At 39.7% G+C, this 24,092-nt stretch carries 20 protein-coding genes; 11 read left to right on the top strand and 9 right to left on the bottom strand.

Annotated features, from left to right (window positions below; translation table 11 throughout):
- Positions 1–21: 21 nt before the first annotated feature.
- Together IEE83_RS05155 and IEE83_RS05150 are read right to left on the bottom strand one after the other, a co-directional pair.
- A complete protein-coding gene (locus IEE83_RS05155) occupies positions 22–2,322 on the bottom strand; it encodes an ATP-binding protein (RefSeq protein ID WP_194119546.1) in 2,301 nt (766 codons plus the stop codon).
- A 4-nt stretch (positions 2,323–2,326) separates the two neighbouring features.
- Positions 2,327–2,941, bottom strand: coding sequence for a biliverdin-producing heme oxygenase (locus IEE83_RS05150; RefSeq protein WP_194119545.1), 615 nt, complete (start codon positions 2,939–2,941; stop codon positions 2,327–2,329).
- Positions 2,942–3,415: 474 nt separating this feature from the next.
- Here IEE83_RS05150 and IEE83_RS05145 point away from each other — a divergent pair, with 474 nt between their 5' ends.
- Entirely contained in the window at positions 3,416–5,689 is a 2,274-nt protein-coding gene (locus IEE83_RS05145) for a cation:proton antiporter domain-containing protein (protein ID WP_194119544.1), read from the top strand.
- 112 nt (positions 5,690–5,801) lie between these two features.
- The gene (locus tag IEE83_RS05140; protein WP_194119543.1) at positions 5,802–6,659 is read left to right on the top strand and encodes a dienelactone hydrolase family protein; all 858 of its coding nucleotides are present in this window, start codon (positions 5,802–5,804) and stop codon (positions 6,657–6,659) included.
- Between the two features lie 55 nt (positions 6,660–6,714).
- On the opposite strand, the gene IEE83_RS05135 is transcribed toward IEE83_RS05140, so the two are convergent.
- Complete coding sequence (locus tag IEE83_RS05135; RefSeq protein WP_194119542.1) at positions 6,715–8,856, bottom strand: right-handed parallel beta-helix repeat-containing protein; 2,142 nt, start codon at positions 8,854–8,856, stop codon at positions 6,715–6,717.
- Positions 8,857–9,035: 179 nt separating this feature from the next.
- On the opposite strand from IEE83_RS05135, the gene IEE83_RS05130 reads away from it, so the two are divergent.
- A complete protein-coding gene (locus IEE83_RS05130) occupies positions 9,036–10,100 on the top strand; it encodes an NADH:flavin oxidoreductase/NADH oxidase (RefSeq protein ID WP_194119541.1) in 1,065 nt (354 codons plus the stop codon).
- A gap of 37 nt (positions 10,101–10,137) precedes the next feature.
- On the opposite strand, the gene IEE83_RS05125 is transcribed toward IEE83_RS05130, so the two are convergent.
- A complete protein-coding gene (locus tag IEE83_RS05125; protein WP_194119540.1) occupies positions 10,138–10,332 on the bottom strand; it encodes a hypothetical protein in 195 nt (64 codons plus the stop codon).
- 188 nt (positions 10,333–10,520) lie between these two features.
- On the opposite strand from IEE83_RS05125, the gene IEE83_RS05120 reads away from it, so the two are divergent.
- On the top strand, positions 10,521–10,694 hold the full coding sequence (locus tag IEE83_RS05120) for a hypothetical protein (RefSeq protein WP_194119539.1): 174 nt from the start codon (positions 10,521–10,523) through the stop codon (positions 10,692–10,694).
- A gap of 19 nt (positions 10,695–10,713) precedes the next feature.
- Here the strand turns inward: IEE83_RS05120 and IEE83_RS05115 are convergent, their stop codons facing one another.
- Positions 10,714–11,181 carry a response regulator gene (locus IEE83_RS05115; protein ID WP_137340580.1) on the bottom strand — a complete coding sequence of 156 codons (468 nt, stop codon included), beginning with the start codon at positions 11,179–11,181 and terminating at the stop codon, positions 10,714–10,716.
- Positions 11,182–11,553: 372 nt separating this feature from the next.
- Between IEE83_RS05115 and IEE83_RS05110 the strand changes: the two genes are divergently transcribed.
- From IEE83_RS05110 to IEE83_RS05080, 7 genes are all read left to right on the top strand, one after another.
- Positions 11,554–13,842, top strand: coding sequence for an Rv1355c family protein (locus tag IEE83_RS05110; RefSeq protein WP_194119538.1), 2,289 nt, complete (start codon positions 11,554–11,556; stop codon positions 13,840–13,842).
- Complete coding sequence (locus IEE83_RS05105; RefSeq protein ID WP_194119537.1) at positions 13,839–14,546, top strand: hypothetical protein; 708 nt, start codon at positions 13,839–13,841, stop codon at positions 14,544–14,546. The genes IEE83_RS05110 and IEE83_RS05105 overlap by 4 nt, the downstream gene beginning before the upstream one ends.
- A gap of 51 nt (positions 14,547–14,597) precedes the next feature.
- A complete protein-coding gene (locus IEE83_RS05100; protein WP_194119536.1) occupies positions 14,598–16,751 on the top strand; it encodes a sensor histidine kinase in 2,154 nt (717 codons plus the stop codon).
- A 4-nt stretch (positions 16,752–16,755) separates the two neighbouring features.
- Positions 16,756–17,847: a hybrid sensor histidine kinase/response regulator gene (locus tag IEE83_RS05095; RefSeq protein ID WP_194119535.1), complete on the top strand. Its 1,092-nt coding sequence runs from the start codon at positions 16,756–16,758 to the stop codon at positions 17,845–17,847.
- Positions 17,848–17,852: 5 nt separating this feature from the next.
- Positions 17,853–18,242 carry a response regulator gene (locus tag IEE83_RS05090; protein ID WP_194119534.1) on the top strand — a complete coding sequence of 130 codons (390 nt, stop codon included), beginning with the start codon at positions 17,853–17,855 and terminating at the stop codon, positions 18,240–18,242.
- A gap of 269 nt (positions 18,243–18,511) precedes the next feature.
- The gene (locus IEE83_RS05085) at positions 18,512–18,730 is read left to right on the top strand and encodes a hypothetical protein (protein ID WP_194119533.1); all 219 of its coding nucleotides are present in this window, start codon (positions 18,512–18,514) and stop codon (positions 18,728–18,730) included.
- Positions 18,731–18,868: 138 nt separating this feature from the next.
- On the top strand, positions 18,869–19,012 hold the full coding sequence (locus IEE83_RS05080; RefSeq protein WP_194119532.1) for a hypothetical protein: 144 nt from the start codon (positions 18,869–18,871) through the stop codon (positions 19,010–19,012).
- Between the two features lie 128 nt (positions 19,013–19,140).
- Here IEE83_RS05080 and IEE83_RS05075 read toward each other — a convergent pair whose 3' ends face one another.
- From IEE83_RS05075 to IEE83_RS05060, 4 genes are all read right to left on the bottom strand, one after another.
- Positions 19,141–19,845: an L-ribulose-5-phosphate 4-epimerase gene (locus tag IEE83_RS05075; protein WP_194119531.1), complete on the bottom strand. Its 705-nt coding sequence runs from the start codon at positions 19,843–19,845 to the stop codon at positions 19,141–19,143.
- Positions 19,846–19,931: 86 nt separating this feature from the next.
- A complete protein-coding gene (gene araA, locus IEE83_RS05070; RefSeq protein ID WP_194119530.1) occupies positions 19,932–21,422 on the bottom strand; it encodes an L-arabinose isomerase in 1,491 nt (496 codons plus the stop codon).
- A gap of 45 nt (positions 21,423–21,467) precedes the next feature.
- Positions 21,468–23,138 carry a ribulokinase gene (locus IEE83_RS05065; RefSeq protein ID WP_194119529.1) on the bottom strand — a complete coding sequence of 557 codons (1,671 nt, stop codon included), beginning with the start codon at positions 23,136–23,138 and terminating at the stop codon, positions 21,468–21,470.
- A 212-nt stretch (positions 23,139–23,350) separates the two neighbouring features.
- On the bottom strand, positions 23,351–24,061 hold the full coding sequence (locus tag IEE83_RS05060) for an NUDIX hydrolase (protein WP_194119528.1): 711 nt from the start codon (positions 24,059–24,061) through the stop codon (positions 23,351–23,353).
- Positions 24,062–24,092 lie beyond the last annotated feature (31 nt).

Genomic DNA, 24,092 nt, shown 5'->3' with positions numbered 1-24,092 from the left:
AAATTTACAGTCAAGTTGCCGTTAAACGATATCTTCTTTTGGAAAATAAAGCGTAAACCTCGCACCCTTTCCTAATTCAGAATCCGCAGTGATAAATCCGGAATGATTTTCCATGATTTTCTTACAGATAGCCAGTCCAATACCGGTTCCCGGATATTTGTGATTGGGGTGAAGCCGCTGAAAAACATCAAAAATCCGGTTCTCATATTCTTTTTCAAAACCAATTCCGTTATCCTGAAACGATATCGCAAAATACTCAGTGTTTTCCGCCAGTTTAAGCGATGTGCTTTCTAATGCATTAACTGTTTTTACCTCAATATTGATTACAGGCGGAACGTCCTGTTTAGAGAATTTCAGCGCATTACTGATCAGATTTATAAATAACTGGTGAATCTGGAAAGGAATTATTTTTAAAACAGGCAGATTACCAAAATTAATAACTCCGTTTTTCTCTTCAATAATATCCGCTGATTCTTCAACAGCTTTTTTCAGAATCAGCGTCAAATCTACGTTTTCATATACCTTTTCCATATTCCCGGTTTTGGAATAGGATAGAATATCTTCGATCAAAACCTGCATTTTTTCTGCTGCAAACCGCATGCGTTCAACTGAATCTTTAACCTGGGCAGATAAATCAGGATTTTCACGATCCAGTACTTTTGAGGCAAAAATCTGTATTTTACGTAATGGTTCTTTCAAATCATGCGTACTGATCCAGTTCAGATTGGCTAATTCTTTATTGGCCGCTTTGAGCTCATCATTTAATAACCGGTTCTTATTTTCCTGGTTTCTAACATAGCGCAGATTGATATGTTTTTGCAAAGCATAAGCGAAACTCGACGAAGCATTTATTTCTGAAATTCTCCATTTCAAGCTTTTGTTTTTCACCTCTTCAAGCCACAGTTCAAATGATTTTCGTGGTGAAAGTCTTGCGGCTCCTTCTTCATTATGGATCACAGCTTTATGCGGATTTCCCGCCCAGTTGATCGTTTCACGCCGCTCTGCCCTCAGCCAGATAACGCCATCCGGTGTTCCGCCAGCTATCGAATGATAAATGATTCCGGCTGCATATTTTGAAAGTTTTTCATCTTCGGGAAATATCGAGATCAATTGTTCGGTGTGAAGACCGGCATTTGGATAATTCTCTGACAATTTTTTCAATAGCGGAATCAGGTCCTCATTCTCAGGAACAAGACCGTTTTTATATATTTTTCCTTTATAATAAATCGCAAATCCCGTCGCATTTGCAAGGTTTAACAAGGAAGGTGATTTATAGAAATCTTCAATAAAATCCTCTTGTTCATGCAAAATCGTTAGCGATTCCATAAGCGCTTTATCAGCCGCCTGGCTGATTTCAAACTCTTCTGCAACTTCTCTTACCGCAATCTGCGAGGTAAGAAAATGTCCTTGCAACAATGCTGATAACCGTGTGTAATGCGGCAGCAATTTTGATGAATAATGATGACAGGCTATCAAACCCCACAACTTATTATTTTTCAAAAGGGATACTGTCAATGTTGCTCCAACGCCCATGTTTTTTAGATATTCTACATGGATCGGCGAAACACTTCTCAGCAGCGAGAGACTTAAATCAAGTGATTTGTTGGTCTTTTCACCTGAATCATTTAATGTCAGTAAAGGGACAGGCGTGTAACTTATATCTGTTATTACGCGTAAAGGATTGCGGATATAAAGCTCGCGGGCCTGCGCAGGAATGTCGGTGTGCGGATATTTTTGTCCTGAAAAAGAATCAAGATTTTCAATCTTGCTTTCAGCAATTACTTCGCCATTATATTCTTCATCAAAACGATAAATCATTACACGGTCATAACCCGTAATAGCCCTGGTTTCATTGGCAATATCCTGGCAAAGTTCAGGCAGATAGCTATGTTTTTCCATCAGAGAAACAAAACTTCTGGTCTGATTATACAGATCTGGCAAACTTAGTGTTCCGTCCGGAAATGGTTCAAATTCAAGTATCAGGGTTTCTCCGCTAAGATGCACGGAGGTATTAAACTCCATTTTATTTGAAACAAAAACAAAAGGAGTAGCCTGGTTACTTTTATTTAATTCCCAATAGGTAGCAAACAGGTCCGACTGGTCTTTTTGGAAAATATCTTCCAACGTTTTACCTAGAATCTGCTCAGGAGACAAATTCAGGTAATCACCGCAATTGGCACTGCAAAAATCTATAACCTGATCTTCATTTTTTATTCCGAGCAAAAAACCATGTGGCTGAATGCTCCCCGGAATATGAATCGGTTCACTTTCACAATTTGTCAGATTTACAACGTCCCGGTTAACGATATCCTTAATATTCATTCTGTCAATTTATTTCCGTTTCATTAAGCCAGTGACCGATTGCATTAAATGTTGAAATCGCACTGGAAATAATTTGCTGTTCACAATTTTCTTCAACTGCGTAATTGGCAAGAGTAGAAATAAATGTCTTCCACAACAACCCGGTTTGCTGGCCATAACCATAAAAATAGGAAGCCCCTGTTTCTTCGTTGAGTCTCAAAACCTGATTTATGTGTTTGTAGAGAATTTTTCCACCTAATGTTGAGCCTTCAAGTACGTACATTGTACCCAGGGCATCAGCAGTGCTTGACGGATTGAATTTAAAAACCGGCAGATTGGCAACCTGTTCTTTTGAAAATCCGGTTTTACGTAAATCATCCTCAATTAATTGCGATTTGAATCTTTGCCCAATATCAGTTAAAACGGAAGAAATGGCAGGATAGATATCGTTTTCGCAGGCTTTCGTTACACCATATAATTTTGCTATATATAGCTGATAATCAGACATTTTAACCACAGGATCCAATATAACCTTGGAGTACTTGTTCTCTTCAAGATTATCATGACTTTCACTTGTCTGCCCTCGAAGATCTTTTAAAAACAATTCCTGTTTCTCTCTGGAAACAACTGATTCATTCATGCCTGCTTATTGGTATTTGTGAGTTAAATTTTTTCTATAAAAAACTGTTCCATGTGCTTGAAAGGACACAAAAAGTAGTATATCAGAATGAAATATTTGATTACCGAAATGCTAAAATCTTAAAATAAAATAATATTATTCATCAAACAGCCCGGAAATTTTTCAATCCTTACGCTTCATGGAATTATTATTTTGAAAATCGTTATGAATTAATTCTATACGATTTTCTTGAAGTTACGGATTATAAATCCCGTTTGGCAGATTTAATCATCGCTTTTAATATATTCCTTATCCATTTTTCATGAAATGAATTTTCGGGAGGCACTTTCCTTACATAATATTTCCTGTTTGTTACATATTAGTAGCCTTCCAGCTTCTGCAAATGAATATTCGAGGCTCAAAGCGGTAAATTTGTATACTACACTTATTTAAATACGAGACCAGTCCTTAACCTTTAATATTTAAAATTACCGAATGAAGAATATACGAAATCTGATTTTCTATACCCTTACGATTGGCGCATTTTCCGGGCTGATGTATTTTCTGATCCTGAAAGGTCAGGTTCTTGAAATAAATAAGGTGACAGTTACAAAAGATCCTTTGACCACTTCATCATGGTTCCAGTTTATTGATACCTACAAGCAAAATATAACCAGCCCGCTCGCCATCCTGCTTTTGCAGATTATCACGATTATTCTGGTAGCCCGGGCATTCGGATATATTTGTAAAAAAATCAAACAACCTACTGTAATCGGCGAAATTGCTGCCGGGATTTTTCTTGGACCCTCCTTCATAGGCATGTACTATCCTGAGTTTTCAGGCTTTTTATTTCCAGTCAAATCCTTACCGAATCTTCAATTTCTTAGTCAGATCGGACTGATACTTTTCATGTTTGTGATTGGGATGGAACTGGATCTTAAAGTATTGAAAAATAAGGCACAGGAAGCCATTGTCGTAAGCCACGCCAGTATTATTTTCCCTTTTGCGCTGGGGATTGGGCTTGCATTTTTTGTTTACGAGCGTTTTGCTCCTGCCGAAGTCAGCTTTTTATCTTTTTCTCTCTTTACCGGTATTGCTTTGAGTATCACGGCTTTCCCGGTCCTCGCACGAATTGTACAGGAAAGAGGTTTGTCAAAAACGAGGCTTGGCGCCATGGCCATAACCTGCGCTGCCACGGATGACATTACAGCCTGGTGTATTCTGGCGGCGGTGATTGCCATCGTAAAAGCAGGCTCATTTGTCAGTTCAATTTATACCATGCTGCTGGCTGCAACATATGTGCTTGTCATGTTAAGACTGGTGAGGCCTTTCCTGAAAAAAATGGGTGATATTTATTCTACCAAAGAAGGATTGACAAAACCGGTTGTAGCCGTTTTTTTTATCATTCTGCTGGTATCTTCCTATGCGACTGAAATCATTGGAATTCACGCACTTTTCGGCGCGTTTATGGCAGGTGTGATCATGCCGGCAAACCTTAATTTCAGGAATATTTTTATTGAAAAAGTGGAAGACGTAGCACTTGTTTTACTGCTTCCTCTCTTTTTTGTTTTTACTGGTTTAAGAACCCAGATCGGTCTGCTGAATGATCCTTATTTGTGGCAAATAACGGGATTGATCATCGCTGTGGCGGTTATCGGGAAATTTGCCGGTAGCTCGCTGGCTGCAAAATTTGTCGGGCAAAACTGGCGCGACAGCCTCATCATCGGCGCTTTAATGAACACGCGTGGACTGATGGAACTTGTGGTACTTAATATTGGCTATGATCTGGGTGTGTTAACACCGGAAATATTTGCAATGATGGTGATTATGGCGCTGGTAACAACCTGCATGACGGGCCCGGCACTGGATATTGTCAACCGCTTTTTCCCCGAAAAAAATGTAGAACTGCCTGAATCAGTAATAGAAACCGGAAAATATACAATCCTGATTTCTTTTGGAAGTCCCGGACGTGGACAAACGATGCTGCGGCTTGCCAATAGTTTTGTAAAAAAAGCGCCTTCCAACTCTATTATTACGGCACTGCATTTATCTCCAAGCAACGATCTAAATCAGTTTAATTCAGAAGAATATGAACAGGAAAGTTTTGCTCCGATTCATGAGGAAGCAAAAAAGCTGAATCTTCCGGTTGTAACACTCTTCAAGCCTTCACAAAATATTGATCGTGATATTATTGAAACAGCAAATCTGGGCAACTTCGATTTACTTTTGGTAGGGATAGGACGTTCGGTTTTTGAAGGAACTATTCTGGGTAAAGTTCTTGGTTTTACAACAAAAATCATCAGCCCGGAAAGACTTTATGATACTATTACCGGCAAAGAGAAATTTTTTGATTACAGTATTTTTGATGAGCGTACCAAACATATTATCAAAGCTGTAAAAGGTCCGGTCGGAATTTTGGTTGAAAAAAATCTGACTAAAATTGAAAATGTTTTTATTCCGATATTCTCCCTGAGCGACAGCTTCCTATTGGTTTTTGCTCAGAAATTGATTCATCACAGCGACGCGCGGGTTATCATCCTGGATGCCAGCGGCGTTATTCGTCAGAACCCGGAGTTAAAGGAAACGATTTCAGCGATTGAACAAATTGCACCGAATCACATTGCTTTATATCACGATAAAAAAATTGAAAAGGAATTTCTTGAACAGCAGGATTTAATGCTGATCAGTCTGGATAGTTGGAAAAAGGCTGTGGAAACACATAGTTTATGGCTCTCAAATTCGCCAAGTGTTTTGATGATTCGATCGTAAAAGATTTTTTTTATATTGAAAGTAGAAATTCGAGCAATTCATTTTAGAGAATATAGGGAATCTGAACAACGTTTTTTCCCTAAATTTACTTTCTAACTAATCCCGAAAATCAATGGATCAGCGCATTATTAATCTTTTTGACGAATACACGCATAAACCGCTAACACGGGATAATTTTTTAAAAAGACTTGCCAAACTTGCCGGCGGTACTTCCGCGGCCCTTGCCTTACTCCCGCTTTTGGAAGTGAATTATGCAAACGCAATGACCGTTGCTGAAAACGACGATGACATCATCACCGAAGATATTCACTACGACGGCGACGGATCTACAATGGGCGGATATCTGGCCAGACCGAAAAAGGCTGGAAAATATGGGTCGGTTTTAGTTATTCATGAAAATCGGGGGCTTAATCCGCATACCAAAGATATTGCACGACGCATTGCAAAAGCCGGATACATTGCGTTGGCAGCTGATGCGCTGGCACCTTTTGGAGGAACGCCTGAAAATGAAGATGAAGCCAGAGCGGCTTTTGCTAAAATTGACGCTGCAAAAAATCTGAATAATTTTTTGAAAGGACTCGATTATTTAAAAGCACGTCCTGATAGTAATGGCAAAACCGGCTGTGTAGGATTTTGCTGGGGAGGCGGGTTGGCAAACCAGCTGGCTGTGAATTCACCCACGCTAAAAGTTGCCGTGGCCTACTACGGACGCCAGCCGGAAGCGGCAGATGTTCCAAAAATCAAATCGTTTGTTCAATTACATTATGGCGGACTTGATGAAAGAGTAAATGCCGGAATACCAGCCTATGAAGCAGCATTAAAAGCGGCCGGGGTGAAATATGAATTATATGTTTATGAAGGCGCGCAACATGCTTTTTTGAATGATACAGCCCCGACCCGCTACAATCCCGAAGCTGCAAAACTTGCCTGGGAAAGAACGATGAAAATATTTAAAGAGAAAATCGCCTGAGTGACGATCAACTCACAAAAAGTCCTGTTTGAAACGAATTCCAAACAGGACTTTTTTATTGATAATCTTTCTGGATTCCGATTTTTTCAACCGGTAAAACCTGCCAGCCTTCCGGTACGGCAAGTTGTGTGTCGTCAGGAATAAAATGACGGCTGTCCATCATTTTCCAGTTGTAGGGATAAATATCACTTACCATATTCTTTTCCGACCAGATAAACCAGCTGTCCTCACCTTTTCTTGTTGTTTTTATTCTGACAAAAATGTTGTTATCAAAAACAAGCCTTTTCGGGATGGCGGGGTTGTCTTTCCAATAATTAACCAATTCGGGATATTTAATAGCGTAAGGCGGCTGGTCGAATTTCACAGCTTTCAGACGCTTCTCAATAACGCCATCTTTGTCAAGAGAATTTTTTGACCAGTTTTGAAAACGATTGTCAACATGAATACCTAAGGGGCTGTCAATGAATAAATTATTCTTGTAGGAAATATCCTGACCTCCCCCGATCAATACCGGAATTGTGCCAGCTTTGAAAAATATATTTCCAAAAACTTCCATCCCACAGGCGCCGTCATCATGGTATATGGCTGTTGTTCTGTTGGCATTTCCCAAATGGTGAAAATAATTAAATCTCACTTTATGGCCTCGCTCGGAAGCATCTCTTCCATAGTAAAATGCTCCCTGGTCGTCAACTTCGCGGCACACGTCATAAATCGTTGAATATTCCAGAATATGATCGTTTCCATGCAGCAAAATAGCCATACTTGGTGCATTGTAAATTTCGCAGTTAGCAATTCTGTTTCCGACACCATCGATGTTAATGGCCGGGCGGTAGGATTTTTCAATTCGGTTAAAATCATGTATCCTGCAATTTTCAATGCTATTACCCGCTGGTGTTAATGTTAGGCGGTCACCTCCGCCCAAACTGATTCCACCCGCCCCGGTATTGTAAATATGACAGTTTACAATGCGGTTATTTTTTCCTCCCTGACGATTAAAAGTCGTATTTTCATATTGATGCTGATCCAGGCTACCTAAAACGCGGGAGGATTCTTCGCCGCTACCCTCATGTTTTTGGGTTTTGAATGGCATTATTCCTTTACCGATCGTTACCGCCAGCGACCCGAGGTTCCGGAAAATACAATCTGAAAGTGTACAGGATTCTGAGCGTTCCATGTAAATACCCATACTGCGGGAAACTTCGAAAGAAATGTTTTTTATCGTAATATTCTGTGATCCTTCCAGCGCAATTAACGGGTCCCGGAGCAGGGACAAATCCAGCTTTGTAATAAGAGAAGGCAGATAAAAAAACAATAATCCTCGTTCACGATCAAGATAATATTCACCATTCTGGTCAATTTCTTCCGGAATATTATAGGCGTACCAGCGGTTCCAGTTTTTGCCCGAATTAAAACCATAAATGTGCGGCTCCACGGTTGTGAAAGTTTTGCCAACTGTATCCAATGCTGCCAACTGAACTGCGTCTTCGGCATATCCATAATTGAAATATCCTGAAATCCAGACATCTTTTGTTTTTTTCCAACCCGAAGGACGGTCTGTACCATAAACAAATTTACCTCCGCGATTACCGTTATCACCATCTCTTGGAACCGAGCCTTTATCGATTACGCGGCCCATCGCAACAGTAGAATCATTTGGCCATCTTGCCAGTTGTCCCGGTTTGTCATTAATGAACAATTCCATCCAGGATGGTTGGTAAGGCCTGGAAAATCCAACGCTGTGTAACTGTCCATAATCCGAAATATTGAGCTCCCGAAGATTCAGAACGCCTATTTTTTTTCTGAGATTTTCTGCAAATTCACTGGCGTATGCTGTTTGATCCAACCTTTTCACTTTCGTTGGATTAATGGATATTCCGCCCGAAAATATGACCGGCTCCTTTTCAAAGGGCATCAACACAATATTTTTATCAGCCGATCCAAATTCCAGGGTATTTTTAAAAACATAAGTACCGCCTCTCAGATAAATAATCGTTGGTCCGGTTTTACCAGGCAACTTCCTGGCAGCGTCCCTGGCCTTTGAAATGGTACCAAACGGCTTTTCCTTCGTTCCTGGATTATTATCATTTCCTTCCAAAGACACGAAATAAATGTCAGCACCTTTACACACCGAAAAAGTCACTACCAGTAAAAAAACAAAAGCGGTTTTCTTCATGAATTTGCTGAAATTTATTTGCATAAACTGACTTTTTTACTCTGAAACTGTGTTAGGAAATTCATATCCGGGATGTAAAATTCAACTTACTGAATCGTTTCTGCAACTTTAAATACTTTATTCTTCTGGTTGGCCTGAAAATTTATGATCCGGATAATCATATAACGAACACCAGACTTTATTTATCAACTTTTTAAAAATATATGTCAAAGCTTTTTTCTCCTCTTGAAATTAAGAGCATAAAATTTAAGAACAGGATTATTGTTTCACCAATGTGCCAGTATTCGTCCGTGGATGGATTTGCCAGCGACTGGCATCTGGTGCATCTCGGAAGCCGTGCAGTTGGCGGTGCTTCACTTACTATTACAGAAGCCGCGGCTGTATCGCCGGAAGGCCGGATTTCTCCCGAAGATCTCGGAATCTGGAAGGATGAGCACATTGAAAAACTGCAACAGATTACATCTTTTCTCAAAGCGCAAAATTGCGTAGCCGGTATACAACTTGCGCATGCAGGCAGAAAAGCAAGTACTTCAGTGCCCTGGAAAGGAAAAGACAAAGTGGATATTGAAGATGGCGGCTGGACTACCTTTTCTGCATCCCCTATCGCTTTTGCAGACAATTACCCGATGCCTGAAGAGCTGGATCAGCAAGGAATTGATAAGGTAGTCTCCGACTTTGCAATCGCTGCCAGGCGCGCTTTGGCAGCCGGATTTGAGGTGATAGAAATCCATGCAGCGCATGGTTATCTGGTACACCAGTTTTTATCTCCGCTGAGCAATAAGCGTACGGATGAATTTGGTGGAAGTTTTGAAAACCGTATCCGTTTGCTTTTGTTAATCATTGAAGCAATAAAATCTGAATGGCCGGATAATTTGCCTCTCTTTACGAGAATTTCCGCAACGGATTGGGCCGACGGGGGTTGGAATCTTGATGATTCAATTAAACTTGCGGCCATTTTAAAGGAAAAAGGAATCGACCTTATCGATGTTTCAACAGGTGGGCTTGTTGCGCCTGTCAAAATACCTGTCGGACCGGCTTATCAACTTCCTTTTGCTTCTGCTATTAAAAAACAAACTGGTATTCTGACCGGAACAGTGGGCATGATCACAGATTCTGTTCAGGCTGAAACAATTCTTGTCAATGGCGACGCCGATATGATTCTGATGGCAAGAGAAATATTACGCAATCCTTATTTCCCTTTGCTGGCTGCAAAAGAAGTGCACGACCATACCGCTTGGCCGGTACAATATGAACGGGCGAAGCCTTAAAATTATAAATCCTGTCCGTTTTGCGGACAGGATTTCATTAATTATTTACATTCTTTTTTATCGTAGAATCACCTTTTGAACTTTGGTCATTCTGATAATACAAATATCCTTCTGTTTTATTTTCTGTCGTTTGTATCTTCTTATTTTTCTGCTCCATCTGACGGCTGCATGAGGTAAGTAATGTCACAGCGATCAGCGAATTAATCAAAAATATTGCGATTATCTTGTTCATGGTTGGATCCGTTAAGTTGATGAATTTCTACTTTGATTGTAGACTTATTAACCACTAACAAAAAAGATACCAGCCTTACAAGCCCCTGAGGACTAGATTGATGGGGAATACTATGCCCGAAAACCACAGGTACAGTTTTTTCTTTTATTGCTGAAAAACAGAATAATTATACTTCATCAACAAACATCATGACAGAGTTAATCACATTTATACAGGTGCTTGGGAATCTATTTCTCGCTGCTGTAATCCTTTCGGCCCTGATTTTCACAACATTCTATTACGTTTTGGGCTACGCTTTAAAAGAAATAAAACTGACACCCTTATTAAGAAAAGGTATCAGTTTCAGAAGAAAATCCTATTAAACATTCCTGAATCTGTACATCAGGATATGAGTTTTTGTCTCAGCAAAAATTCAAGCTGATTGTTTGCGTCGATAAGCTTCTCCAGCAACTCCCTGTTTTTCTCTCTCAGACTAAAAATTTCATACGCATTTTTGATAATAATGCGTAGCTGCTGCTCGTCCCAGGGTTTGTTCAGATAGTAGTAAATATGCCCCTTATTTACAGCATCAATAACAGCGTTAATGTCTGAATATCCGGTCAATAGTATACGGATTGGGTCGGTATACTCTTTCAAAACTTCAATTAAAAAATCGACACCGGTCATTTCAGGCATTCTTTGATCGGTGATAATTACGTGGACCTTATTGGATTTTAAAACTTCCAGTCCTTCCTTGCCGGAAGTTACCGTAAGGACGTTAAAATCTCTTCTGAAGGCTGCTTTAAAAGAATTTAAATTGTTTAATTCATCATCCACATAGAGGATACTTATTTTCTCGGGGCTTTCCATTTCATTGATTGTAAACTCTGAACTAATCTTATAAATTCATGTTTCTAAAAATACTAGATTTATTTCAAAAAAGGTAATAAATATTTGGACTGCAATTTTATTCTGTCCGTGCAAATATATATGTTTGAACATAATTTTATCATATTCTAAAAACAATAAGATAGTTTACTTCGAAATTAACGATTTGAAAAAAAATTGAATTTCATTTGCTTAATTTTGTAAACCAATCTCCTCTAAACAAATGCCATGCGCGTTATCAATTAAGATAAGTAACAGCATTTATTATTGTTCTTGTAAAATTATGTTTAGATTGTAAAATTGAACCAAAACCTGGGGAAATCCAGATAATAATAACACTCAACGCCAGGAAAAATGGATAAAATAGAGTTCGATCAAATTTTTTTGCCTGTTATTTTTAAATTGAGCCAGACTGCCGACAGGGAAAAATTTGACGAGATTGCTTCTGCTTATGATATTACAATTCTTAATTTATTTCAATCTCAAAAAGGCGAGCTTTTCAAAATAAGAAGTCCACAAAAAAGACTAAACGCCGCTGACTGCCAAAGGTTATTCGAAGACTGGATAAAAGATAAAGTTCCGGACGAAGAAGGAGTTTGGGTTTACTACCCCTGGGCGAAAAGAATTCTTCATATTCTTGACAAAGACGAGTTTGTCGAAGTAAGAACAAGCCGAAACAAACACAAAATAACTACCGGAGAACAGAATTCACTGTTTAATAAAAAAATAGGCGTTGTAGGATTATCTGTCGGAAATGCAGTTGCGTTAACACTGGCTACCGAACGTATTTGCGGACATATCAAACTGGCCGATTTTGATACGCTGGAATTGAGCAACATGAATCGTATTAAAACCGGTTTGCACAATATCGGAATTAATAAAGCGATTATTACCGCAAGAGAAATTGCAGAAATCGACCCGTTCATCAAAGTAGAATGTTATCTGGACGGAATTACAGAACAAAATATTTCAGGTTTTCTTACCGAGAATGGAAATCTTGACCTGCTCGTTGAAGAATGTGATGAGCTTGATATCAAGTTGTTATGCAGAAATGAAGCAAAAAAACTGGGTATTCCGGTCGTGATGGAAACAAGCGATAAAGGAATGCTGGATGTAGAAAGATTCGACCTTGAACCTGACCGTCCGATTTTCCACGGCCTCATTGGAAATATCGATCCTTCCAAACTTAAAAATCTTACCAACGAAGAAAAAGTACCTTTAATAATCAGAATTGTAGATGCGAAAAACAGCTCGCTTCGTGGAAAGGTATCACTGCTTGAAGTTGGACAATCAATCGGAACCTGGCCTCAGCTTGCGAGCGCTGTAACACTTGGTGCCGGTGTCACTACGGACGTCGTTCGCCGGATTCTTCTCAATCAATTCCATGACTCAGGCCGTTATTATGTGGATTCGGAGGGATTGATCAGCAACAAAAATGTTAATGATAATCCTACCTTTAACAATCCGTTTGCGCCATTTGACTTAAATACTGCAAAAGAAACAGCCTCCCGGTTTAACGACCATCCCGTTACGTATATCCCTGATGTTGCGACGGTTGAGCACCTTGTAAAGGCCGCCTGCCAGGCTCCTTCCACAGGAAATGATCAACCCTGGAAATGGCTTTATCAAAACGGAAAATTATTTCTGTTCCATGATGAGCATAGGGCTTATTCCTTTGGAAACTTTGATAACATTGCCTCTAACCTTTCCTTCGGGGCTGCATTTGAAAACCTGGTTTTAAAAAGTAACGAAGCCGGACTTTTTATCAAGAAAAATTTATTTCCCCTCGGCAGTTCTTCTCCGCTTGTTGCCATTATTGAATTTAGTCAGACAGAACAAGCCGGATTTGAAAAAGTTTTTTCTCCTGAATCGGTACGTGTGATTTATGAACGCACTACCAACCGTAACCCTTCACAGGCTGTCGAAATTCCGGAATCGGAACTTGAATTATTGACAGAGGCGGCGCAAAGCATTGAAGGTGCAGAATTACTAATGATTCAGGACAAGGAGCAAATGCGCCAGGTTGCTGAAATCATAGGAGGCTGCGACCGGATAAGACTGCTGAATGAAGATGGCCATAAAGACTTTGTGTTCAGGGAAATGAAATGGACAAAAGAAGAGGCCGAGAAATCTGCTGATGGAATTGACGTACAAACGCTTGGTATGAGTCCTGCGCAACTGGCAGCGATGTCGCTAATCAGGGACCACAAAATTGCCAGAGTTTTGAAAGAAATTGATGGCGGAAATGCCTTGATAGATGTGAGCAGAAAATTGATTGAATCGGCTTCTGCACTGGGTATTATCACGCTTCCCAAATACAGCGCCGAAAACTTCTTTAAAGGCGGGGTTTCTTTGGAACGTCTCTGGCTAAAAGCTGAGCTTCTGGGTTATGCAGTTCACCCGCTGATTTCTCCATTTTATCTGTTTCCGCGGGTATTGCATGGCCAGAATTCCGGTGTAGATGAAGGGGAAAGTGCAAAGCTTCTTGACCTTCGCCAGAAATTTATAAAACTGGTGCCACTGGAAGATGATATGGCGGAAGTGTTTTTATTCAAAATAGCAAAAGCTGAAAAGCCCGCCATCAAATCATTGAGATTACCCTTACACGATACGTTTTTTGCAGGTGACATGACGAACAAATGATAGCCAGAATCAGAGCATACAGTGCACCCGAAGATATTGAAAATAACCTCAGATATATTGACGGACATAGAAAAGTACTCGAATCTTACGGAGTAAAACAAGTAACATCCGCGAACCACACCTGGCTGCATGATCCCAATACTTACATGATTATTGTGGAATCAGAGGACGGGGAGAAAATATACGGCGGAGGCAGAATACAAGTTCGCTCGGCAAATTTAAAGATGCCGATGGAAGATGCAATCGCCAAAATTGACGATTCCATTTATTCCTATGTCGACAATTTGGGAGACATAAAAATTGCAGAATTTTGCGGTCTGTTCAATTCAAAAGAAGTGGCAGGTTATGGCATTGGAAGTATATTTCTGGGGAGGATTGGTGTTGCAATTTCCACTCAGATCGGTGTAAATTACCTGATGGCACTCTGCTCTCCGGCCACGCTCAGAAATTGTACACGGGTGGGCTTTGAAATTGTACGTGATCTGGGCAAAAACGGCACATTTTATTACCCCAAAGAAGGCCTTATTGCAACGGCACTGTTGATCAAAGATCTTGATAATCTCCCTTTTGCAAATGCGGAAGAGCGCGACAGAATTATGGATTTGCGTTTAAATCCTCTTCAACATACACTTGAAACAGGACCAAAAGGCGAGATGAATATTTTTTATGAGACAAAAATCAATCCGCTTTATATTAATATTTAAAAAAGGAAAGTGATAATTTTCAGTTCTTTGTCAAAAAAATAATTGTCCATAATGAAAGCCATAAGAATACTACTTTTCTTAACTATACTATTTCCATTTGCAAAGAGCCATGGAGAAGACATAGACTATTATGGAAAAAAGACAGTGGCTGGAAAATTCATTGAGATTTATGAGGACGAAAGCAACAAGAAAACATTGTCGGAGCTGGACTCTTCCCAGTTTGTCAGAAGCTATGCAGAAACGCCAAATTTCGGTTTAAGCAAGTCTGCTTTCTGGATCAAACTGAAAATTAAAAATCATACAAAAGAAGAAAATATTTTGCTGGAACTGGCATCTCCGATGATTGACCTCTGCCAGTTATATTCCGGTGAAACCAGCAAGCTGCTGCAGAGTAATTCTGAAAACTTACCCTTCAGACTACGAAAAGTCAATGATCCAAATCTCGTTTTTGAATTAAAAGTACCGCCGGGACAAGCTAAAACTTTTTTCCTGAAAGTTCTGGCTTCTGAACAGCTGATCCTTCCTCTTATCATCAATTCACCAAAAGATTTTTACCACGATTCTCTGATTAAAGAAATCCTGGCTGGCATTCAGATCGGAATTCTGCTGGTGATGATTTTGTATAACCTCTTTATTTATTTCTCGGTAAAAGAACAAAGTTATCTGTACTATGTGCTGTATATCTTATTTATCGGTTTAACACAACTTACGCTAACGGGTTATACTTACAAATATCTTTGGCCGGACACACCAGCTTTTAATAATCTGGCTTATGTGATGTTTCCTGCCCTCGCCGGGATTTTTACGATTTTATTTATCAAAAATTTCCTGCACACGAGCGTCAAATCGCCTATTCTGCATCACATGCTTACCATTGTAAGTTTTGGTTATGGATTGGCATTGGTGACAAGAGTTTTAGGTTTTGATCTGATAAGCTTCCGCATTATTGATATCATGGCACTTACGGGAGCCATCGTTACGCTGATCATTGCGGCAAGACTTTCATTTTTCGAAAATTACAGACCGGCAAAATTTTTCCTGACTGCCTGGCTGGTATTTCTGGTCGGACTTATCCTTTACATTATACGTAACCTCAATATGCTGCCGTATAATGATTTTACAAATTACAGCATGCAGGTTGGGACCATTATAGAAGTAATCCTGCTGTCATTCGCACTTGCCGACAAAATTAACATATTGAAAAAAGAGCGGGAGCTTTCCCAGGAGCAGGCTCTAAGGATCTCCCTGGAAAATGAAAAAATAATCCGTGAACAAAATATTTCACTTGAAAAGAAAGTTGCAGAACGAACAATAGAATTGACGCAAACCAATCTGGATCTGGAAGATACACTGAACAAGCTGAAAGATGCTCAGTCACAATTGATTGAATCTGAAAAAATGGCATCTCTCGGACAGCTTACCGCCGGAATTGCTCATGAAATTAATAACCCGATTAATTTTGTAAGTTCCAATATTCGTCCGTTAAGACGTGATATTGACGACGTAATGGAGATTCTTTCCGAGTTTGATGAAATGCAACAAATTGATTCCATCGAAGGTATACATACTAAACTGAATCAAATTGATAAGCTGAAAAAAGATCTGGATCTGGATTATATCAAAACTGAAATCGGGCTGCTGCTTACCGGCATGGAAGACGGCGCGCGACGAACCGTAGAAATTGTGAAAGGCCTGAAAGTGTTCTCAAGAGTAGATGAATCAGACCTCAACTTTGTTAATTTAAATGAAGGAATTGAATCCACGCTGGTAATTTTAAATTATCAGATGGGAACAAATCTTGAACTGGTTAAAAATCTGGGAAGCATTCCTAATGTAGAATGTTACGGCGGTAAAATGAACCAGGTTTTTATGAACATACTTACCAATTCAATTTATGCCGTTCAGAAAGGAAATCTTACAGACCGGAAGCCAACGATATGGGTCAAAACCTTTTTGAAAGACAGTGAGCATGTTGTAATTTCTATAAAAGATAATGGGTCAGGTATGAGCCCGGAAGTAAAGGCTAAAATTTATGACCCATTTTTCACGACCAAAGATGTTGGAGAAGGTACAGGTTTAGGTTTGTCTATCGTTTTTAAGATTATTGAAGTACATTACGGCACAATTGAAGTAATATCAGAAGTCGACCAAGGAACAGAATTTGTAATTACACTCCCAATAACTAAAAAAAATAGCCTTACCTGAATCAATGAGTGATAACCTGATACGCATACTATACATAGACGACGAGGAACATAATCTGCAATCGTTTAAGGCATCATTTCGTAAACAATACAATATTACCACAACCACATCAGTAGTTGAGGCTGAGGAATTTATGGAACAAAAGGAGTTCCATGTTGTCCTGGCCGACCAAAGAATGCCGGGCATGACCGGAACTCAGTTTTTCGAAAAAATAAGAGTGAGATTTCCTGAACCGATCAGGATTTTAATAACCGGACATACAGATATCAGTGCGGCAATCGATGCCATTAACAAGGGAGAAGTTTTCCGGTTTATTGACAAACCGTGGGATTATACGTATGTAGAAAATGCCATTACGCACGCATTCGAGATTTTCAATACCCGGGCTGAATTAAAACAGAGAAACCTTGATCTGGAAAAAGCTTATGAGGAACTGGATAAATTTGTTTACAGCGCCTCACATGATTTGCGTGCGCCTTTAATGTCTGTTTTAGGTATTGTGAATCTGGCATTGATGGAAGATGATGTTGAGTCTCAAAACGAATATCTGGAACTGATCAAGCAATCTGTAAAAAAACTGGACACCTTTATTATCAACATCATTGATTACTACAAGAATGCCCGTGGTGTAGCCACTATGACTCCGATTGATTTCGAAGAACTTGTAAATGATGTTACAGAAGCTATAAAATACCTTCCGGAATTTGAGAATATTGATATGATAACAGACATTACGCAAACCGGTGTTTTTGAATCGGATGTGATGAAACTAAGAATCATATTTAATAATCTTATCACAAACGCAGTAAAATTTCAGGATCCCAGAAAAGAAAAATCGTACATTAAATTAAGCATTCGTGCTACTCCGACAAATACTTTGATTACTTTCGAGGATAATGGTCTGGGAATAAAAAAAGATGATCTTGAAAAAATATTTAAAATGTTTTACCGCGCCGGTGCCACCAACAGTGGCTCAGGAATAGGTCTTTATATCGTTCACGAAGCGATTAATAAATTAGAAGGGAAAATTAAGGTAACATCAACTTTGGGTGAAGGCAGTATTTTTGAAATAGATATTCCTTCCATAAATAAATAGAAATTATGACTGCTCAATTTGATTTTATTTTAATTGATGATAGCGCCTTTGATTTATTTATTTATGAAAAGCTAATTATTAAAAGTGGTATCGGAAATTCTGTTCGTCCGTTCAACTCTGCCCAGGACGCGTTAGAATATTTAACAGGTGTAGGTGAAAATCTTCCCAAAACCGTTATTCTCCTCGATCTTCAAATGCCTGGCATGAATGGCTTTGAATTTATCGACCAGTTTGATCTGCTTCCTGAACAGATTAAAGATAAAATCCGTATTTACATGCTTTCGTCCACGATTGATACACGGGATATTGATAAAGCAAAGGCCAGCACCTCCATTATTGATTTACTCTCAAAACCATTGGAAATTAGTTTGCTTAAAACAATTCTGACTTCCTGAACTCTGCCTTAGTTTGTTATTTTATAGTTTCAAAGTGTCCGTTTCCCCGGTCGGCCTTATTCCCCTGCAAAAGGAACAAATCAGTAATAAATTAAATATCCGCCCTCTTGCAGTAACAGTCTCCAACCCAGAACTTTCAAAATATTTTTTCTGAAACAATATATAGTTTCTATATAATTGTTTCAATATTCAGCTAGTAGGTTACACATCAGGTATGTTTTTAATATTATAGTATTATTACCTCAGGCCTACAAAACCTAAACCCGGAAATGAAAACTGATAACAAGACACTGCTTGAAATTAAAAGACTGCACGAACAATACGTAAAAGAAGTGGAGTATAGCGGAATCAAACCTTTATCCATAGAAATTTACAAATCTCATTCTAAAAATTTTGTAAGATGGATTGACGGAGATTTTGTTCCAGGCGGAAAATTAAAGAAAATCATCGAAGACAATATAATTAAGGAACAAAAACAGGCTGTATAGTTAATACAAATTGTTTCTTATAAATCCTGGAAAATGCAAAGCTGTTTGCAGTAGAATTAATGAATTTCTTTATTTAGCTTTGAGAAGGAAATATAATTTCACATCAGGTATAAAGAAATATAATTTAATAATAAAGTCATGATTATTGCACTGCTTAACTTTTTAAAAGGCCGTTTCGATAAAGACTCCATTCAGGCAGCCAAGTCAAGCGAAAAACGAATGACACGCCAGGAAGCATTCCAGCAAATGAGAGAACTGGCTAAAAAATCAGGGAAAAAATAAATTAATTTAATGGTTAAGGATTAATTGTTAACTTTTAATTATGGCTCATTAGGGCTTTATTTTCTGCAAATTTATATAAGAGCCTTCTTGATCTGGTTGTCAATTGAAGTTTTTTGCCTTTCAAACCATTAGCAATTGTCTTGTCCATAATAAGCATTTTTCCCGTGTTTTCGGAAAAAGTGTTTATCAATAAGGCTTTGTTTTATGGATACTACGTCAGGATTAATTTGCATTGTTAAGTAGGCCATTTTGGCAATTTCTTCCAATACAACGGCATTGTATACTGCTTTGGCGGGATCTTTTCCCCATGTAAAAGGTCCATGACAGGCAACCAGCACCATTTCAACTTCTTCCGGACTAAGACGCAACCGATTGAACAAATCAAGAATCTGATTACCGGTTTCGTGCTCATAATCTCCCTGAATCATTTCGTCCGTCATTACCTCGGTGACAGGTACCGGTGCAACCAGATGATCTGCATGCGTTGTGCCAAGATTTGGGATAGACATTCCTGCCTGCGACCAGGCCACCGCATATGTTGAATGCGTATGGCACACTCCGCCGATTGAGGGGAAATTTTTATAGAGCAAAGTATGCGTTTTCGTATCCGAAGAAGGCCTCATATTTCCTTCAACCAAAACATTATCGAGGTCAACGATTACAATATCTTCAACCTTTAACCTTCGATAAGGCACACCGCTTGGTTTGATAGCAATGACACCCGCAGAACGGTCCACTCCACTTACATTTCCAAAAGTGACAATAGCCAGCTCTTCCTTTGGAATTTCCATGTTGGCTTCGTAAACCTGTTCCTTCAAATATTTATATAACATTTTATTAAGCTAAATTCTGGATAAACTGACTATTGTCTTATAAATTTCGGTCAATATACTTCCGACACAAATTGTATTTTACTGTGTCACTTATAATATGCTTCGCTCCATCTCAATTCATTTTTCAATTGGCGTAAGGTTGTATTTTTATCAATCACAACCAGCTCCACGCCTGCCATTTCCGCAAACATTTCTATTTGTTCCGTACTCAGATTCTGGCTGAAAACCGTGTGGTGGGCTCCGCCGGCGTAAATCCAGGCTGCACAACCGGTTTTCATGTCCGGTGCAGGTTTCCAGAGCGCGCGGGCTACCGGAAGTTTCGGCAATTCTTCATCGATCGCCACAGCTTCAACCTCATTCACCAGCAAACGAAAACGATTACCAAGGTCGATAAGCGAAACGTTGATTGCCGGACCAGCAGGCGCGTTGAAAACCAGACGTACGGGATCTTCTTTTCCTCCTATTCCCAAAGGATGAATTTCGCATGACGGCTTTCCCTCAGCAATGGTGGGACAAATTTCCAGCATGTGTGATCCCAAAACAAGATTTCTATCCGGGTTAAAATGATAAGTATAATCTTCCATAAAAGAATTTCCGCCGGGCAACCCGCTTCCCATCACTTTAAGTGCACGAACCATTGCAGCAGTTTTCCAGTCGCCCTCACCAGCGTACCCATAACCGGCTGCCATCATACGCTGAGAACCAATTCCCGGCAACTGTTTCATACCATACAAATCCTCGAATGTATTGTTATACCCTTTGAAATTCCCATCTTCCAGAAAATATTTCAATCCCAGTTCTATCCTTGCAGCATCTTGCAATGCTGTGTGTTTTTCATTTCCTTTGTGCAGAGATGAGACCAATTGATATTGATCTTCATATGCAACGATCAGTCTATCAACCTCTTCATCAGAAATATGGTTAATTATTTTCACCAGATCACCGACGGCATAAGTATTAACAGAAAACCCAAATGTCATCTCAGCGGCAACTTTATCCCCATCTGTCACTGCCACCTGTCGCATATTATCCCCAAATCGGGCAAATTTCGCCCCATTTAAATCTTGCCTGGCAGTTGCCACACGTGACCACGATGCAATACCTGCTATGACATCTTTTTGCTGCCAGTGACCAACAATTACCTTCCGGTTAATCCTCATTCTGGTCATGATATAACCGAATTCCCGGTCGCCGTGAGCAGACTGGTTAAGGTTCATAAAATCCATGTCAATATCGCTCCATGGGATATCACGGTTAAACTGGGTATGCAGATGAAGCAGCGGTTTTTGCAGAATCTGTAATCCCCGTATCCACATTTTAGCTGGTGAAAAGGTATGCATCCAGGCAATAATACCAACGCAACTCGCTGAAACATTAGCATCCTGGCAAATACGGTATATTTCGTCCGGAGATTTTACTACGGGTTTAAAAATTACACGAACAGGTATTTCAGAATTTTTATCAAAAAAATCACTTATAATTTTGGAGTGTTCATCAACCTGGCGAAGCGTTTCTTCTCCATATAAATGCTGACTACCGGTAACAAACCATATTTCAAATTGCTTTAAATCCAACATTGAGGCTGATTGTCTAAAAAATATTTTGGATAATAATTATTGTTATTAAACGATCTTTAAATCTTCAAATTTATTCTCTCTGGCACCAAATTCCACGAAACTTCCTGCCCTCAGATAGCGCTGGTACAGTTTTTCGTACAATTGCGCGATTTCTGGACGGGGGTAATATTCAGCGTCAAATCCTGAATTCATTGCTTGCTGGGCCTCTGAAAGTGTCTCATAAATTCCGGAAGCCACAGCAGCAAACATAGCTGCTCCAAGGGCACAGGCTTGTTCAGAAGATGCAACCTTGATGGGCATATTCATGACATCAGCCAGTGTTTGCATCACAAAACCGGATTTTTTCGCCACTCCGCCAATTGCAATAACTTCACGGATCTGCACACCTTCCCTAATAAAACGTTCTGCTATACTTTTAGAACCGTAAGCAGTAGCCTCAACAAGTGCTTTAAAAATTTTCGCAGCGTCACTGGCAAGATTAAGTCCGAAAATTGCTCCTTTCAAAGTATGATTTGCATCAGGAGTACGCCGCCCATTATGCCAGTCTATGGCCACAATATCATTTTCAGTAACTGGTAAAAGTGCAGCCTGTGCCGACAAATGTGGAAGTAGTTTTTCTGAAAGTTCCTTCCCTGCATTTTCTCCCAAAATCTCGGCTACCGGCGTTGTGATCAGCTTGGCAAACCAGGCATAAATATCTCCAAAACCCGATTGCCCTGCCTCCATTCCCAACATTCCGGGCACAATCGAACCATCAACCTGACCGCAGATTCCCTGTATCAATAAATGGCCGATCTCTTCATTTGGTGCAACCAGCATATCACAAGTAGAAGTACCAATCACTTTGCAAAGTGTATAAGGTTCGATCAACGCTCCTACTGCACCCATATGACAATCGAATGCTCCAACGCCGATAATTACATCCGCCGGAATACCCAGTTTTTCGGCCCATTGTGCAGAAATGGTTCCCATCGCTTTGTCAGAAGTTTCTGTCTGTGAGAAAAGGCGGTCACGAATTCCTGTCAAAAGCGGATCAAGTTTGACAAAAAATTCCTCCGAAGGCAATCCGTCAAATTCATGATGCCATAACGCCTTATGCCCTGCCGCACAACGGGATCTGTGTATAGTCAAAGGATTTGTATTTCCTGTCAGTTCTGCCGAAATCCAGTCGCAATGTTCCACCCACGAGAATGCTGCTTCGCGCACCTTTTCATCCACTCGAAGTGTTCTCAGTATTTTGGACCAGAACCATTCAGAAGAATAAATTCCGCCCACATATTTTGTATAGTCGGTATCCCAATGATGCGCCAGATGGTTTATTTCCTCGGCCTCCGCGTTTGCCGTATGATCTTTCCAAAGAATAAACATTCCGTTCGGGTTTTCCGCGAATTCAGGAAGAAGCGCCAGCGGCGTTCCATTTTTATCCACAGCCACAGGTGTTGAACCGGTTGTATCAATAGAGATTCCGGTAATATTTTCGCGGATTTCAGGTCCTGCATTATTCAAAGCACCCGTCACGCAAGATTCCAAGCCTTCCAGATAATCCAGCGGGTGCTGTCTGAAACGGGAAACGGCCGGATCACAATATTTTCCTTCTTTCCACCTTTTGTATTCATGTACAGCAGTGCCAGCTGTTTCTCCTGTATGCGCATTTACGACCAGCGCCCGAACCGAATCGGTACCATAATCAATGCCTATCACGTACTTGTTCTTCATATGCGACACTGCTTAAATACTTAAAAGTTTAGGAAAATAAAAGTTTTGTAAAAACGGACGATAATCTCAGTTCCACGCACCGACAAGAGGTAAATCATTTATTAATTATCATTAATCGGTTTGTAAATGTAATATATTTTATTTATAGTGTATATATGACACAATTAAAAATATTATAATTATTTACTTGTAATCTTGAAATCTAAGAATGACTAAATTTTAACCGGTTTCATGGAATCGGGCATAAAATTCCAGAAAGCATGAAATTTCTCTTTGTATCGGATTGTATCCAGTTTATACAATGTCGCCTTTTTCGTTGTTGAATTATTATTTTTAAAACCCGTATCAATCAATAAACCGGTAGAAAGCAATTTTCGGCTAAAATTTCGCCTGTCGAGCGGTGTGTTGTAAATGGCTTCATACAATTTCTGCAACTGCGGAATTGTGAAAAGTTCAGGTAAAAGCTCGAAACCGATTGGATGCAATGCCGCTTTGTATCGCAGATGTTCAATGGCACGACTGACCATTTCATTATGGTCAAAAATTAAACCGGGGCGCTGGTCAAGGCTTATCCAGGATGCATTGTGATTTTTTACGGCTTCGGAGTCATGTTCTTCAATTTGTATCAAAGCAAAAAAAACAACTGAAACTGTTCGTTCAGCCGGATCGCGGTTTACTTTTCCAAATGTTTCAAGCTGCTCGACATAAATATTTTTCAGCCCCGTTAGGTCATAAATAATTCTCCCCGCCCCTACTTCCAGATCCTCATCTTCTCTCAAAAAACCGCCCATCAGCGACCATTTCCCCATTTCGGGTTCCAGATTTCGCTTCACCAGAAGTAATTTTATATCTTTTCCGTCAAAACCAAAAATGATACAATCAATAGCAAGCAAAATGCGCGAAGTGACGGGATACCTGTACATAAAAATTAAGCGTAATACTTCTTACTGATAG

This window comes from Dyadobacter subterraneus (assembly GCF_015221875.1).
Lineage (GTDB): Bacteria > Bacteroidota > Bacteroidia > Cytophagales > Spirosomataceae > Dyadobacter > Dyadobacter subterraneus.
This window is presented reverse-complemented; position numbering and strand designations above follow the sequence as displayed.